The sequence below is a fragment of the Mesorhizobium sp. P2_C5_2 genome (assembly GCF_056404535.1).
In genome coordinates this window covers 828,303-841,461 of record NZ_JBFUDV010000002.1, presented here as the reverse complement: position 1 = coordinate 841,461, position 13,159 = coordinate 828,303, and the positions used below count along the sequence as shown (strand labels likewise).

The 13,159-nt window shown below is 62.6% G+C and carries 15 protein-coding genes; 4 read left to right on the top strand and 11 right to left on the bottom strand.

The window, feature by feature from the left end:
- Positions 1-7 precede the first annotated feature (7 nt).
- The 11 genes from AC1D1B_RS11000 to AC1D1B_RS10950 all read right to left on the bottom strand — a co-directional run bounded on the left by AC1D1B_RS11000 (position 8) and on the right by AC1D1B_RS10950 (position 9,060).
- On the bottom strand, positions 8-1,261 hold the full coding sequence (locus tag AC1D1B_RS11000) for a sarcosine oxidase subunit beta family protein (protein WP_477331954.1): 1,254 nt from the start codon (positions 1,259-1,261) through the stop codon (positions 8-10).
- A 37-nt stretch (positions 1,262-1,298) separates the two neighbouring features.
- Positions 1,299-2,606, bottom strand: coding sequence for a type III glutamate--ammonia ligase (gene glnT / locus AC1D1B_RS10995; RefSeq protein ID WP_477331952.1), 1,308 nt, complete (start codon positions 2,604-2,606; stop codon positions 1,299-1,301).
- A 36-nt stretch (positions 2,607-2,642) separates the two neighbouring features.
- Positions 2,643-3,971 (bottom strand): FMN-binding glutamate synthase family protein, encoded by a 1,329-nt coding sequence (locus AC1D1B_RS10990; protein ID WP_477331950.1) that lies wholly within the window; start codon positions 3,969-3,971, stop codon positions 2,643-2,645.
- 6 nt (positions 3,972-3,977) lie between these two features.
- Positions 3,978-4,706, bottom strand: a complete 729-nt coding sequence (locus tag AC1D1B_RS10985) for a GltB/FmdC/FwdC-like GXGXG domain-containing protein (protein WP_477331948.1) — start codon at positions 4,704-4,706, stop codon at positions 3,978-3,980.
- A gap of 4 nt (positions 4,707-4,710) precedes the next feature.
- Positions 4,711-5,607: a class II glutamine amidotransferase gene (locus tag AC1D1B_RS10980; protein WP_477331946.1), complete on the bottom strand. Its 897-nt coding sequence runs from the start codon at positions 5,605-5,607 to the stop codon at positions 4,711-4,713.
- Between the two features lie 85 nt (positions 5,608-5,692).
- Positions 5,693-6,010 carry a hypothetical protein gene (locus AC1D1B_RS10975; RefSeq protein WP_477331944.1) on the bottom strand — a complete coding sequence of 106 codons (318 nt, stop codon included), beginning with the start codon at positions 6,008-6,010 and terminating at the stop codon, positions 5,693-5,695.
- Positions 6,007-6,696: a hypothetical protein gene (locus tag AC1D1B_RS10970; protein WP_477331942.1), complete on the bottom strand. Its 690-nt coding sequence runs from the start codon at positions 6,694-6,696 to the stop codon at positions 6,007-6,009. The genes AC1D1B_RS10975 and AC1D1B_RS10970 overlap by 4 nt, the downstream gene beginning before the upstream one ends.
- A gap of 42 nt (positions 6,697-6,738) precedes the next feature.
- Complete coding sequence (locus AC1D1B_RS10965; protein ID WP_477331940.1) at positions 6,739-8,145, bottom strand: APC family permease; 1,407 nt, start codon at positions 8,143-8,145, stop codon at positions 6,739-6,741.
- A 14-nt stretch (positions 8,146-8,159) separates the two neighbouring features.
- Positions 8,160-8,321: a hypothetical protein gene (locus tag AC1D1B_RS10960; RefSeq protein ID WP_477331938.1), complete on the bottom strand. Its 162-nt coding sequence runs from the start codon at positions 8,319-8,321 to the stop codon at positions 8,160-8,162.
- A gap of 45 nt (positions 8,322-8,366) precedes the next feature.
- Entirely contained in the window at positions 8,367-8,744 is a 378-nt protein-coding gene (locus tag AC1D1B_RS10955) for a hypothetical protein (RefSeq protein WP_023668545.1), read from the bottom strand.
- Between the two features lie 28 nt (positions 8,745-8,772).
- Positions 8,773-9,060, bottom strand: a complete 288-nt coding sequence (locus AC1D1B_RS10950) for a hypothetical protein (protein ID WP_477331936.1) — start codon at positions 9,058-9,060, stop codon at positions 8,773-8,775.
- Between the two features lie 287 nt (positions 9,061-9,347).
- On the opposite strand from AC1D1B_RS10950, the gene AC1D1B_RS10945 reads away from it, so the two are divergent.
- Genes AC1D1B_RS10945 through AC1D1B_RS10930 form a run of 4 tightly spaced genes read left to right on the top strand, consistent with a single transcriptional unit; the run spans position 9,348 to position 13,131 of the window.
- Complete coding sequence (locus AC1D1B_RS10945; protein ID WP_477331934.1) at positions 9,348-10,481, top strand: aminomethyl transferase family protein; 1,134 nt, start codon at positions 9,348-9,350, stop codon at positions 10,479-10,481.
- 41 nt (positions 10,482-10,522) lie between these two features.
- Positions 10,523-11,119 (top strand): dimethylamine monooxygenase subunit DmmA family protein, encoded by a 597-nt coding sequence (locus AC1D1B_RS10940; RefSeq protein WP_477331932.1) that lies wholly within the window; start codon positions 10,523-10,525, stop codon positions 11,117-11,119.
- Entirely contained in the window at positions 11,116-12,081 is a 966-nt protein-coding gene (locus tag AC1D1B_RS10935; RefSeq protein WP_477331930.1) for a PDR/VanB family oxidoreductase, read from the top strand. The genes AC1D1B_RS10940 and AC1D1B_RS10935 overlap by 4 nt, the downstream gene beginning before the upstream one ends.
- 9 nt (positions 12,082-12,090) lie before the next feature.
- Positions 12,091-13,131, top strand: coding sequence for a heme-dependent oxidative N-demethylase family protein (locus AC1D1B_RS10930; RefSeq protein WP_477331928.1), 1,041 nt, complete (start codon positions 12,091-12,093; stop codon positions 13,129-13,131).
- The last annotated feature ends 28 nt before the right edge of the window (positions 13,132-13,159 follow it).

Genomic DNA, 13,159 nt, shown 5'->3' with positions numbered 1-13,159 from the left:
GTCGTCCTCAGTGCAGGTTCGGTTGGGCGCCCTGGCCCTTTTCGTCGATCATGGCGCCACGCTGGAACCGGTCGAGGCGAAACAGCGCCGCTTCCTTGTGTGACTCGTCGCGGGCCAGAAGATGGGCAAAGACGAAGCCGGAACCCGGCGTCGCCTTGAAGCCGCCATAGCACCAGCCGGCGTTGAGGTAGAGCCCGTCCACCGGCGTCTTGTCGATGATCGGCGAACCGTCCATCGACATGTCCATGATGCCGCCCCATTGGCGCAGAAGCCGCACGCGGCCGATCATCGGGATCAGCGCCATGCCACCTTCGCAGACATCCTCCATCACAGGCAGATTGCCGCGCTGGGCGTAGGAATTGTAGCCGTCGATGTCGCCGCCGAAGACAAGGCCGCCCTTGTCCGACTGGCTGACATAGAAATGCCCGGCGCCGAAGGTCATGACGCCGGGAATGAGCGGCTTGATCGCTTCGGAGACGAAGGCTTGCAGCACATGGCTTTCGATCGGCAAGCGCATACCCGCCATCGCAGCGACGCGCGAGGAGGAACCGGCGACCGCCATGCCGACCTTGCCGGCGCCGATCTTGCCGCGCGACGTCTCGACCCCTGTCACCTTGCCGTTGCCGTCCCGGACAAAACCGGTGACCTCGCAATTCTGGATAATATCAACGCCGAGTTCGCTCGCCGCATGCGCATAGCCCCATACCACCGCGTCGTGGCGCGCCGTGCCGCCGCGCCGCTGCAGCAGCCCGCCCTGCACGGGAAAGCGCGCATGGTCGAAATTCAGGAAGGGCAGCATTTTCTTCAGCGCCGCCTGGTCGAGCAGTTCGGCGTCGATGCCGTTGATGCGCATGGTGTTACCGCGCCGCGCATAGGCATCGCGCTGGGCGTCGGAGTGGTAGAGGTTGAGCACGCCGCGCTGGCTGACCATCGAATTGTAGTTGAGATCCTGCTCCATCCGCTCCCACAGCTTCATCGACAATTCGTAGAAGCCGGTATTGCCGGGCAGACCATAATTGGAGCGGATGATGGTGGTGTTGCGGCCGGCATTGCCGGAGCCGATCCAGCCCTTTTCCAGCACGGCGACATTTTTGATGCCGAACTCGCTGGCAAGGAACCAGGCGGTGGCGAGCCCGTGGCCGCCGCCGCCTATGATCACCACATCGTAGCGGTCCTTCGGCGTGGCGTCGCGCCAGGTGCGCTGCCAGTTCTTGTGGCCGGAAAGGGCGGCGCGGGCGAGCGAGAAGATGGAGTATTTCATCAGGTCATTCCGAGGTCGCTCGCACCGCTTGGACGGATCAGATATCCAGCGTGTGGTCGCGCTCCCACTGCGTGAAGTGCGAAGCATAGGAATTCCATTCCTGGTGCTTCAGCTTTAGATATGCCGACGAGAATTCCTCACCCAGCGCCACCTTGAGCGATTTGTCCTTGTCGAACTCGCGCAACGCGTCGAGCAGGTTGAGCGGCAGCTTCGGCGCTCCCTTCACGGTGTGGCCGTGCTGGTACATGTCGATGTCGTAGCGCTTGCCGGGATCGGCCTTGGAGCGGATGCCGTCGAGGCCGGCGGCGATGATGACCGCCTGCAGCAGATAAGGGTTGGCGGCGCCGTCCGGCAGCCGCAGCTCGAAGCGGCCGGGGCCGGGCACGCGCACCATGTGGGTGCGGTTGTTGCCGGTCCAGGTCACCGTGTTCGGCGCCCACGTCGCGCCCGAAATGGTGCGCGGCGCGTTGATGCGCTTGTAGGAATTCACCGTCGGGTTGGTGATCGCGGCCAGCGCCGAGGCATGTTTCATGATGCCGCCGAGGAAATTCTTGCCCTTGGCCGACAGGCCTAGTTCCATCGCATTGTCGGCAAAGACGTTGGTCTTGCCTGATTTGTCCCACACCGAGATGTGGGCATGGCAGCCATTGCCGGTCAGGCCCTGGAAGGGCTTTGGCATGAAGGTGGCGCGCAGGCCGTGCTTTTCGGCCACCGACTTGACCATGAACTTGAAGAAGGAGTGCTTGTCGGCGGTCGCCAGCACGTCGTCGAAAGCCCAGTTCATCTCGAACTGGCCGTTGGCGTCCTCATGGTCGTTCTGGTAGGGGCTCCAGCCCAGCGCCAGCATGTGGTCGCAGATCTCGGCGATGACATCGTAGCGGCGCATCACCGCCTGCTGGTCGTAGCAGGGTTTTGATGCCGTATCGTATTTGTCGGAAATGACGCTGCCGTCCGGCGAGATCAGGAAAAACTCCGCCTCGACGCCGGTCTTGACATGCATGCCGTCGGTGGCGGCCTCCGCGATCAGCCGCCGCAGCGTGTTGCGCGGCGCCTGCTCGACCTCCTTGTCGTCCATGATGCAATTGGCGGCGACCCAGGCGACATCCGGCTTCCACGGCAGCTGGATCACCGAATCCGGATCCGGCACCGCCAGCATGTCGGGATGCGCCGGCGTCAGGTCGAGCCAGGTGGCAAAACCGGCAAAGCCGGCGCCGTCCTTCTGCATGTCTGATATCGCCTGCGCCGGCACCAGCTTGGCGCGCTGGCCACCGAACAGGTCGGTGTAGGAAATCATGAAATATTTGACGCCGTTCTCTTTGGCGAATGCGGCGAGATCGTTCCCCATTATAGTTCCTCGCTTATGTGATCTGGGTAGTCTTTGTCAGAAGCCGTTCTTCCCCGGTATCCAGTTGGTGCCGGCAAGCGGCACGCCGGCCATGGCGGCGGCTTCGATGGTGAGCGCGACAAGATCCTCGGGCTCGAGATTGTGCAGGCTGTTCTTGCCGCAGGCACGCGCGATCGTTTGAGCTTCGAGCGTCATCACCTTGAGGTAGTTGGCCAGCCGCCGTCCAGCGGCGATCGGATCGACCCGCTTCATCAACTCCGGGTCCTGCGTGGTGATGCCGGCGGGGTCGCGGCCCTCGTGCCAGTCGTCATAGGCGCCGGCCGTGGTGCCGAGCGCATTGTATTCCGCCTCCCAGCGTGGATCGTTGTCGCCGAGCGCAACCAGCGCCGCGGTGCCGATCGACACCGCGTCGACGCCGAGCGCCAGCGCCTTGGCGACGTCGGCGCCATTGCGAATGCCGCCCGACACGATCAGCTGCACTTTGCGGTGCATGCCGAGATCCTGCAGCGCCTGCACCGCCGGCCTGATGCAGGCAAGCGTCGGCTGGCCGACATTTTCGATGAACACTTCCTGCGTCGCGGCAGTGCCGCCCTGCATGCCGTCGACGACGACGACATCGGCGCCGGCCTTCACCGCAAGGGCTGTATCGTAATAGGGCCGGGCGCCGCCGACCTTGACGTAGATCGGCTTTTCCCAGTCGGTGATCTCGCGCAGCTCGAGGATTTTGATCTCGAGGTCGTCGGGTCCGGTCCAGTCGGGATGGCGCGAGGCCGAACGCTGGTCGATGCCTTTCGGCAGCGTGCGCATCTCGGCGACGCGGTCGGAAATTTTTTGGCCAAGCAGCATGCCGCCGCCGCCGGGCTTGGCGCCCTGGCCGACCACCACTTCGATCGCATCGGCGCGGCGCAGGTCGCGCGGGTTCATGCCATAGCGCGACGGCAGGTACTGATAGACCAGCGTCTTCGAATGGCCCCGTTCTTCCTCGGTCATGCCACCGTCGCCGGTGGTGGTCGAGGTCCCGGAAAGGGTCGCACCGCGTCCCAGCGCTTCCTTGGCCGGGCCGGACAGCGAGCCGAAGCTCATGCCGGCCACGGTGATCGGTATCTTCAGCTCGATCGGCTTCTTGGCGTAACGCGAGCCAAGCACCACCGATGTGTCGCAGCGCTCGCGATAGCCTTCCAGAGGATAGCGCGAGATCGAGGCGCCGAGGAACAGGAGGTCATCGAAATGCGGCAGCTTGCGCTTGGCGCCGGCGCCCCGGATGTCATAGATGCCGGTCGCCGCGGCACGGCGGATTTCGGAAAGCGTGTAGTCGTCGAAGGTCGCGGATTTGCGCGGTGTCGTCGGCGGGTTCTTGTAGGTCATGCTGCCTCAATACGCGTCGGCGTTGTCGATATTGAAATTGTAGAGCGTGCGCGCCGAGCCGTAGCGCTTGAACTCCGACGGCTTGACGCCAGTCACGCCGGCGCGGTCGAGAAGGCCCTGCAGCAACTCGATATGCTCGGGCCGCATCTCCTTGGCGATGCAATCAGCGCCCAGGCTCTCGACCTTGCCGCGCACGAACAGCCGCGCCTCGTAGATGGAATCTCCCAGCGCATCGCCGGCATCGCCCAGCACCACCAGATTGCCGGACTGCGCCATGAAGGCCGACATGTGGCCGATATTGCCGTGGACGACGATGTCGATGCCTTTCATCGAGATGCCGCAGCGGGAGGATGCGTTGCCCTCGATCACCAGAAGTCCGCCCTTGCCGGTGGCGCCGGCATACTGGCTGGCGTCGCCCTTGATGACGATCGAGCCCGACATCATATTCTCGCCGACGCCGGGACCGGCCGAGCCGTGCACGGTGATCGCGGCGCCGTCATTCATGCCTGCGCAATAATAGCCGACGCTGCCGCGCACATCGATGCTGACCGGCTGGTCGACGCCGACGGCGACCGAATGGCTGCCCTTCGGGTGCAGCACTTCCCACGCTGTCTCGTTGGAGCCGGGCGTCAGATTGTGAAGCGCCTGGTTGAGTTCGCGCAGCGACGACACATCGAGATCGACGACCCGGGAGGCGTGGTCTTGCGCCGCCTTCGAAAGTTTGGTTGCCGGCATGGGCTCAATGCTCCCAGAAATAGACGGTTGCGGGTTCCGGTTCCCAGACCCTCGCATTGTCTATGCCGGGCAGTTTGGTCAGCGCGCGATATTCGGAGCCGAAGGCGACATACTGGTCGGTCTCGGCCATCACGGCCGGCTTGCAGGCGATCGGATCACGCACCACGCCGAAACCGTTCTTGGTGCCGACGACGAAGGTGAAGAAGCCGTCGAGGTCGGACAGCGTGCCTTCCAGCGCCTCGCCGAGATTCTTGCCGTGCGCCATCTGCGAAGAGAGATAGGCGGCCGCGACCTCAGTGTCGTTTTCGGTCTCGAAGGTCATGCCTTCGCGCCGCAATTCGCGCCGCACATTGTTGTGGTTGGACAGCGAGCCATTGTGCACCAGGCACTGGTCGGCGCCGGTCGAGAACGGATGCGCGCCCATCGTGGTGACGGCCGATTCCGTCGCCATGCGGGTATGGCCGATGCCATGCGTGCCGGTCATCGAGCGCACATCGAAGCGGTCGACGACCGCCTCCGGCAGGCCGACTTCCTTGTAGATTTCCACCGCTTCGCCGGAACCCATGATGCGCACGTCGGGTCGGATCGATTGCAGCGCTTCGCGCGCGGCGTCGACCTTGTCCGGGGCGGTCCGGAGCACCGCATGCGTCGACTTCACCGCAATGCTCACCGGCGCGCCGATCGCCTTGGCGAGTTCGGCGTCGAGGCCGCGGAAATCGCGCTCAGGCTTGGCCGACTGAATGGTGATCTTGGCTTCGTTCTTCGAAGGCGCGCCATAGATGGCGATGCCGGCGCTGTCGGGGCCGCGATCGCTGAGCGAGATCAGCATCTGCGACAACATCGAGCCGAGCTGCGGCTCAAGCGACTTGTCCTTCAAAAAAAGTCCGACGATTCCACACATGTCAGCCTCCCGGCGTTTACCACTAAGAGATGATGTACCGAATGCGCTGCCAGAATTCAATCATATGAAAAAAATATTCCTGTAGTTACGTATGCGGCTCAATGCCGTCCTGTCCACTATCGCCGCCCGCGCGGGCACTGTGAACCCATGTGGCGGCGCGGATGCGGGCGATTTTGTAGGCATCGAGGATCGACAGCGCATAGATCAGGAAGCCGCCGGCATGGCGGCCGACGAAGCTGGCGTCGGCCGGCGCGATCTTGGCGGTGACCCAGGCCAGGATGACCATGAAGAACAGGAACTGCAGGCCGCGCACCGGCACGCCGAGAATAACATGGCCGCTTGCCGGTAGGACGATCGCGGCCCCGAGCACGAGATAGGGGTTGGTCGGTGCGGGTGCGCTCATGCCACCTGCCTTTCCTGGCGGTTGATAGCATCGCGCAGCGCCGATGCCGAGGTGAGCAATCTCTCGATCAGCCCCGGATCGAGCCTTGCGCCGCCGAAGGCAGCCTGTCGGAACACGCCGTAGCGGGCGCGCTCTGCCTCGGCCAGCAGCCAGACGATGCGCACGCCGTTCGGCGTGATCAAGAGTTCCTTGGCGCGGCCTTCGGCAAAGATGTCGAGATGACTGGCGATGAGGTTTTGCGGAAAGCGCGCCGCCCTGAGGTCGGTTCGCAGCACGGCCTCGGCTGGAAATCCCGGCGCCTTCGGCAGCGTATGCTGAAGGTGGTCGAAATTGGAGAAGGTCGTCGGCGAGCCCGGCCGCATCATCATGTCGAAGGTCGCCGGCACCGCGACCGGTTCGGTGATCGAGACGCTCAGCCAGCGCGCCGGCAGTTTTCGCGTTGCCAGCGTGTCGACGATGGTGCGTACCTGCACGCGATGTCCGTTCCACGAACCCACCCAGGTGACGACGCCGACCGTGCCGTCCGAGATGTCAGCGGCATCAGGGATGACGGCGCGGATGCCGGCCTCTTCGGCGGCATGAGCAGCCTTGGCCCTGTTGCGGCTGGCGCGCGCAAGCCAGGCGAGGTGCAGGACGAGAGCCAGGGCGATCGCCCCGGCCAGCAATGCTGTCGTCACGTCAGACACCTCGTCACGCCATGCCCGCCCAAACCGGCAGGCCCTCTCCTGTCAATAGCCCTGTGGCTTCGGCCACGGCATGGTGAACTGGTCGCCGCGGCGCACATAGCGGTAGCGGTAGAAGTGGAACCACAGCGAGATCAGGAAGTAGAAGGCGACCATGGCGATCAGCTGCGAGCCGAAGCCGAGGAAGATCGCAAAGAAGGTCACCACGCACAGGCAGAACAGCACGATCGCCGGCAGCGGATGGAAGGGGTGGGTGTAGCCGCGACGGATGGTGCCCAGAGGCCACTTCTTGCGGAACATCATGATGTTGATGCTCATGAAAGTGTATTGCAGCACGCCCGACAGGATCGAGAAGGTGATCGCCTGGTTGAGGTCGGCGATGAAGGCGAAGGCGAGCGCGATCGGCAGCAGGAACAGGATCGAGCGGTAGGGCGTGCGGTATTTCGGGTGCACGGCCGAGAACCAGGTCGGCAGATAGCGGTCGCGTCCGAGCGAGAACCACGCGCGGGCCGCATCATTGATACAGCCATTCGCTGAGGCGAGTGCCGCCAGCAGCGTGGCGATGAACAGCAGGTTTTCCAGCAGCGCACTCCCCGTCAGCTTGCCGGCGTCCCAAAGGGGATAATAGGTGATGCCGAGATATTCCCAGGGCATCAGCGAGGCGCAGACATACCAGGTCATGGCGGCGGCGATCAAAAGTGTGATCATGCCGGCCATGGTGCCGTAGGGCAGCGAACGGGCCGGCGAGCGCACTTCTTCGGCAGCCTGCGTGGTGCCTTCGATGCCGAGATAATACCAGATGCCGAACTGGAAGGCGGCGATGACGCCGATCCAGCCATAGGGCAGCGCGTTACCGGGCGTCACCAGTTCGTTGAGCTTGAGCACCGCGCCTTGCGTCCACGGGCTGACCGAGAAGAACAGGATGACGATCGAGATATAGGCGATCGCGGTGATGACGAAATTGACGTTGAGCGTCATCAGCACGCCGCGATAGTTGAGCCACGCCAGCACGACAATGGTGGCGGCAATGAAGGAATTGTGGGTAAGCCCCTCGACCCCCGCCTTGGCGACAATGGTGTCGCCGAGCAGGATGGCGTCCGAGACTTCCAGCATGGTGTAGGCAAAGACCAGGAACAGCGCGACGTTGAACGCCATCAGCGGCCCGACAATGTGCTTGGCCTGGGCGTACTGGCCACCGGCGGCGGCGACCGTCGATGTCACCTCGGAATCGATCATGGCGACCGAGGTGTAGAGCAGTCCGACGACCCAGCAGACGATCAGCGCTGCCAGTGCGCCGCCCTTGTCGGCCGAGAAATTCCAGCCGGTGAATTCACCGACAAGCACGATGCCGACGCCGAGCGCCCAGACATGGGCCGGGCCGAGCACCCTGAGCAGCGAAACCCTGTCGCCGTGAATGGTGGTGGTGATGGTATTCTCAACCGCGGCGGTCATTGATCGATCCCCACTCAGATCCGGTGTTTTTCGGAAACGGCTTCAAGCTCGCCTTCGCGTGAGGAGGTCAGCACCTCCTCGGAGTAGGTCGTGTCGATCTTGAACCAGTCGTAGAGCATCCACAGCGCAAGCACGACCGAGATACCCCAGCATGCATAAGACAGAGCTATCCACATGAGCGTGCTTCCCCAAAATCTCTGGCGTTGTCTGAATTTCTTGCGTTATTTGTCGTCGAACTTTTCGTTGATGACGTCGCGATATTCGCGGTCGGAGGCGCGGAACAGGAAGACGAAATAGCCGATCAGCACCGCCGCCATGATGATCAGCGTCGGCCAGTCGATGATGTAGTGGAAGCGGTTCTGGATGATGTCGTGCGCGGTCTCGGGCGTATAGCCGAGCTTTTCCCAGATCGAGGCCATGGTCGGGTTCTGTCCGAGCGCCTCCCATGTCTTGGCATCGAGCGCGTCGATGGATTTCGCGGCACCGGCGAGGCCCAATTTCAGCGGCAGCCACAGCGCCACGAAAATGGCGACGACGACGACGACAATATCGAAAATCTGCCCGGCCTTGCCTTGTTCCGGCGGCGTGTAGCGCGACATGTCTTCTACCCCTCAGGACGTTCTATTTTCAGGACTTGCGGTTGCGGGCCGCGTCGGCGTTCTTGATGTCGAGACCGTAGATGAAGTCCTTGTCTTCCTTGTAGTGCTTGACCATCGCCAAGATGGCGGCTGTGTTGAAGATCAGCACGGCGGCGGCCGCGATGGCGACGACGATCTTGATCCCGGTGTCCGGGATGTAGGGCCATGTCATGATGAGTACGAAGAGGATCGTCGCCCATAGGCAGATGATCAGGAGCGCGGATCCGCGCACGTCGGAGCGGTACAGCGCTTCGATGCGCTGCTGCAGGTCTGACATCGGTTTTCCCCTTTATTCCAACGCCGGCTTCCGAATTGGCCGGTCGCTGCCCTCTTTCAAGAGAGTGAAATTTTTTTCATAAATTCAGACCGATTTGCGAAATTGTCAAGGCGAATTTACGTTTGGTTAACCGGTCATTTTGGCGTAGCAAATTTTGCCTGACAATGAAATTATTTGCTTATGGGTATTGCGACATCAGCAAGTTTGCGGTCAATATTCACTCAAAGCTCCCGCCGCAGCGCAGGGGGCAGGGAACACAATAGAATTTTCGAACGGAGGATTAGCGGATGACGGCATCCTGGAGATTTTCGACCTTGGCGGATCGCCATCGCGCGCTCGGCTCGAAGCTCGAAGACTGGAGCGGCATGGGCACCGCCTGGACCTATGACAAGGATGCCGACGAGGAATATGCCGCCATCCGCACCAAGGCCGGGCTGATGGATGTGTCGGGCCTGAAGAAGGTCCACATCACCGGCCCGCATGCCTCGCATCTGATAGACCTGGCGACGACACGCGACGTCGAAAAGATCTATCCCGGCAAGTCAGCCTATGCCTGCATGCTGAACGAGGCCGGAAAATTCACCGACGACTGCATCCTCTACCGCACCGGCCCGAACGCCTGGATGGTGGTGCACGGCTCCGGCACCGGCCATGAGGAATTGCAACGCGCTTCCGTCGGCCGCGACGTCTCGCTGCGTTTCGACGACAATCTGCACGACCTCTCGCTGCAGGGGCCGACCGCTGTCGATTACCTCGCCAAGCACGTGCCGGGCATCCGCGACCTCAACTATTTCCATCATATGCAGACGCAGCTGTTCGGTTTTCCCGTCATGATCTCGCGCACCGGCTACACCGGCGAGCGCGGCTACGAAATCTTCTGCCGCGGCCAGGATGCGGGCACGATCTGGGACAGGATCCTCGACGAGGGCAAGAGCGCCGGCATCATTCCCTGCCGCTTCACCACGCTCGATATGCTGCGCGTCGAAAGCTATTTGCTGTTCTATCCCTACGACAATTCGCAGAAATATCCGTTCGAGAATGAAGGCCCCGGCGACACGCTGTGGGAGCTCGGCCTCGACTTCACCGTCAGTCCAGGGAAAACCGGCTTCCGCGGCGCGGAGGAGCATTATCGGCTGAAAGGCAAGGAACGCTTCAAGATTTATGGCGTTCTGCTCGACGGCAAGGAACCCGCCGACGAGGGCGCACCGGTCTACCGTGATGGCAAAAAGGTCGGCGTGGTGACCTGCGCCATGTATTCGCCGCTGGTCAAGAAATCGATGGGCATCGCCCGTCTCGACGTCGACTGCGCGGTCAAGGACACCAAGCTCGAGATCCGCAACAAGAGCGGCTCGATCAAGGCGACGGCGCAGCCGCTGCCTTTCGACGATCCGAAGAAGACCAAGCGCACCGCCAAGGGTTGAGGCATAGTCGACAGCGAAGGGTTTTAAGGCACAAAGAGAGAATGGCAGCCAAGACGATCATCAGCCGGCCCATTTACGGAACCCTGTCTCCGCAGCCCGGCAAGCATCATCTTTTCGTCGTGGATGCGGAAGGCGCGCTGGCGATCGTTGATATGGCAAAGACCGCGCCGCCCGGCTTCTTCGACGGCGCCGAGATCGTCTTCATTCCCGGTCCCCACGGCAAGTATGTCGAAGCCCTCGAAGCGCTGAAGTCGGCGCAATTTCACGTTGCGCCATCTTTCGCCAGCCTGCTACCGCGCCTGAAGCAAACTCTTGCCAACGCCCATATGGGGCTGCGCCTCTATCTCGCCGGCACAGAAGGGCTGATCGGCCAGGCCATGCAGGTAGCCCTCGAAGCCGGCATCGACCACACCTCGATGCAGACCGAACACCGCGGCACGCTGGCGCGGCGCATGCAGTGTGTGCACTGCAAGGGCATCACCGAGAACGTGACGACGCAGCCGGCCACCTGCGCGCATTGCGGCCTGCTGCTTCTGGTGCGCGACCACTATTCCCGGCGTCTTGCCGCCTTCCAGGGCGTCTGCATCAATGCCGAGGATCGCTCGGAAATTCCTCCTGTCGAGGAGGCCTTCCCATGAGCACCGGCACCACCAAGCTCGATGTCGTGGTCAGCGATGTCGTTCCGGTCAACGACCTCGTCACCCGCTTCCATTTCCGCCGCCGCGACGGCGAGCTGTTGCCGACCTTTTCCGGCGGCGCGCATGTCGTGGTCGAGATGCGCGATGGCGACCTCACCCGGCTCAACCCCTATTCGCTGATGGGTTCGCCACTCGACACCCGTGAATATACCATCTCGGTGCGCCGCGACGATGTCGGCCGCGGCGGCTCGCTGTTCATGCACCGGTCGGTCAAGCCGGGGCTGGAGATGGTGGTCAGCTATCCCGTCAACCTGTTCTCGCTCGATCTCAGGGCAAAGAAGCATCTGATGCTGGCCGGCGGCATCGGCATCACGCCATTCATGGCGCAGACCGCGCAGCTCGCCGGGTCGGGCGGCAATTTCGAACTTCACTACACCTGCCGCACCGCTTCGCTCGGCACCTATGCCGATGTGCTGCAGGAGCGCTACGGCCGCCGCATCCGGCTCTATCACGACGACCTGGAGGAGCGCATCGAGCTTGATCGTCTGCTTTCCTCGCAGCCGCTCGGCACGCATCTCTATGTCTGCGGCCCGGCCGGCATGATCAACTGGGTGCGCGCCCGCGCGGCAGAACTGGGCTGGCCGCCGGAGACGGTGCACTACGAGCATTTCGCGGCACCGCAGCCCGGCCTGCCATTCGACGTCACACTTGCCGTCAGCGGCAAGACCATCCGAGTCGGCGAACAGCAGAGCCTGCTGGAAGCGGTGGAAGCTGCCGGCGTCGATCCGCCCTATCTCTGCCGCGGCGGCGTCTGCGGCCAATGCGAAACCAACGTCATCTCGTATGACGGCAAGTTCATCCACAATGACCATTGGCTGAGCGAGGAAGACCACCGTTCCGGCTGCAAGATCATGCCGTGCGTGTCGCGCTTCGAGGGCAAGTCGCTGGTCTTGGAAAGATAGGAGGCGAGCTTGGGCATCACCTTTCGCAAGGAAACGTTTCGCGACGATTTCACCTTCAAGAACAGCCCGGAGCACATCAGGCGGTTTCCGTTCCCGTTCCACGAAGATGCCTACATGTATGCGGTCAACATCGAGCCGCATGTCATCGGCCCAAAGGGCTCGGTGCTGGAAAACCAGATCGATGTCGACGAGCACTATGTCGCCGAGATGCAGGACCGCGCTCTGGTGCTGGCCGAGGATCCGCTGCGCTGCCAGTCGCTGCCGCACATGACGCTGGCCGGCTGGGACCTGCTCGAGCTTTTGATGGAGCAGCAGGCGCTTGGCTATCCCGAGCATTTCACGCTTGAGCGCGACGGCGACCGCTGGCGCTGGATCAACCGGCCGCTCGGCATCGACGACACCTTCACCTTCGGCGACACCTCGACGCTGCCTTACGGGCCGATGGAGTACATCACTCGCCAGAGCCAGGGCGATTTCTGCATCCTTGACCAGCGCGACGGCAATCTGTGGATGGATGCCGGCATGGTCACCACCCAGGCCGACTGGTCGCTCGATTTCGACATCGGCATGAACTTTTTCGAGTGGCACGCGCCGGTGCCGCTGGCGCATGAGAAGGGGATTTTCGTGCGGGCGCTAAAATTCCTCACCAACATCCAGCAGGGCAAGCCGGCGCGGCGTCTGAACTGGACGATGACCATCAACCCGCGCCTCGACACCAGCCCCGAAAATTATCACAAATGGGGACCGGATCGCGCCACGGTGACGCCGGACAATGTCGGCGAAAAGGTGCATCTGCGCGTCGAGCTGCAAAGCTTCTGGCGCCTGCCGCGCTCCAACGGCATCGTCTTCCCAATCCGCTGCTATCTCATCAAGATGGACGAACTGGTGACGCAGCCGAAATGGGCGCGGCGCCTGCACCGGGTGATCCGCGACCTGCCGGAGGAACTGGCCACCTACAAGGGCCTGACGCGGTATCGGCCGACGCTGGTGGAATGGCTGTCGAAATTGGATGATGGCAGCGCGACATCACCGGGGTTTGGGCCGGATTAGAGCCACCCGCAACGCTGCCAATCTCCCC

What these genes read in the sequence shown, in the direction of transcription:
- AC1D1B_RS11000 (WP_477331954.1), bottom strand. Translation starts at nt 1,261, where the DNA reads ATGAAATACTCCATCTTCTCGCTCGCCCGCGCCGCCCTTTCCGGCCAC.
- glnT (WP_477331952.1), bottom strand. Translation starts at nt 2,606, where the DNA reads ATGGGGAACGATCTCGCCGCATTCGCCAAAGAGAACGGCGTCAAATAT.
- AC1D1B_RS10990 (WP_477331950.1), bottom strand. Translation starts at nt 3,971, where the DNA reads ATGACCTACAAGAACCCGCCGACGACACCGCGCAAATCCGCGACCTTC.
- AC1D1B_RS10985 (WP_477331948.1), bottom strand. Translation starts at nt 4,706, where the DNA reads ATGCCGGCAACCAAACTTTCGAAGGCGGCGCAAGACCACGCCTCCCGG.
- AC1D1B_RS10980 (WP_477331946.1), bottom strand. Translation starts at nt 5,607, where the DNA reads ATGTGTGGAATCGTCGGACTTTTTTTGAAGGACAAGTCGCTTGAGCCG.
- AC1D1B_RS10975 (WP_477331944.1), bottom strand. Translation starts at nt 6,010, where the DNA reads ATGAGCGCACCCGCACCGACCAACCCCTATCTCGTGCTCGGGGCCGCG.
- AC1D1B_RS10965 (WP_477331940.1), bottom strand. Translation starts at nt 8,145, where the DNA reads ATGACCGCCGCGGTTGAGAATACCATCACCACCACCATTCACGGCGAC.
- AC1D1B_RS10960 (WP_477331938.1), bottom strand. Translation starts at nt 8,321, where the DNA reads ATGTGGATAGCTCTGTCTTATGCATGCTGGGGTATCTCGGTCGTGCTT.
- AC1D1B_RS10955 (WP_023668545.1), bottom strand. Translation starts at nt 8,744, where the DNA reads ATGTCGCGCTACACGCCGCCGGAACAAGGCAAGGCCGGGCAGATTTTC.
- AC1D1B_RS10950 (WP_477331936.1), bottom strand. Translation starts at nt 9,060, where the DNA reads ATGTCAGACCTGCAGCAGCGCATCGAAGCGCTGTACCGCTCCGACGTG.
- AC1D1B_RS10945 (WP_477331934.1), top strand. Translation starts at nt 9,348, where the DNA reads ATGACGGCATCCTGGAGATTTTCGACCTTGGCGGATCGCCATCGCGCG.
- AC1D1B_RS10940 (WP_477331932.1), top strand. Translation starts at nt 10,523, where the DNA reads ATGGCAGCCAAGACGATCATCAGCCGGCCCATTTACGGAACCCTGTCT.
- AC1D1B_RS10935 (WP_477331930.1), top strand. Translation starts at nt 11,116, where the DNA reads ATGAGCACCGGCACCACCAAGCTCGATGTCGTGGTCAGCGATGTCGTT.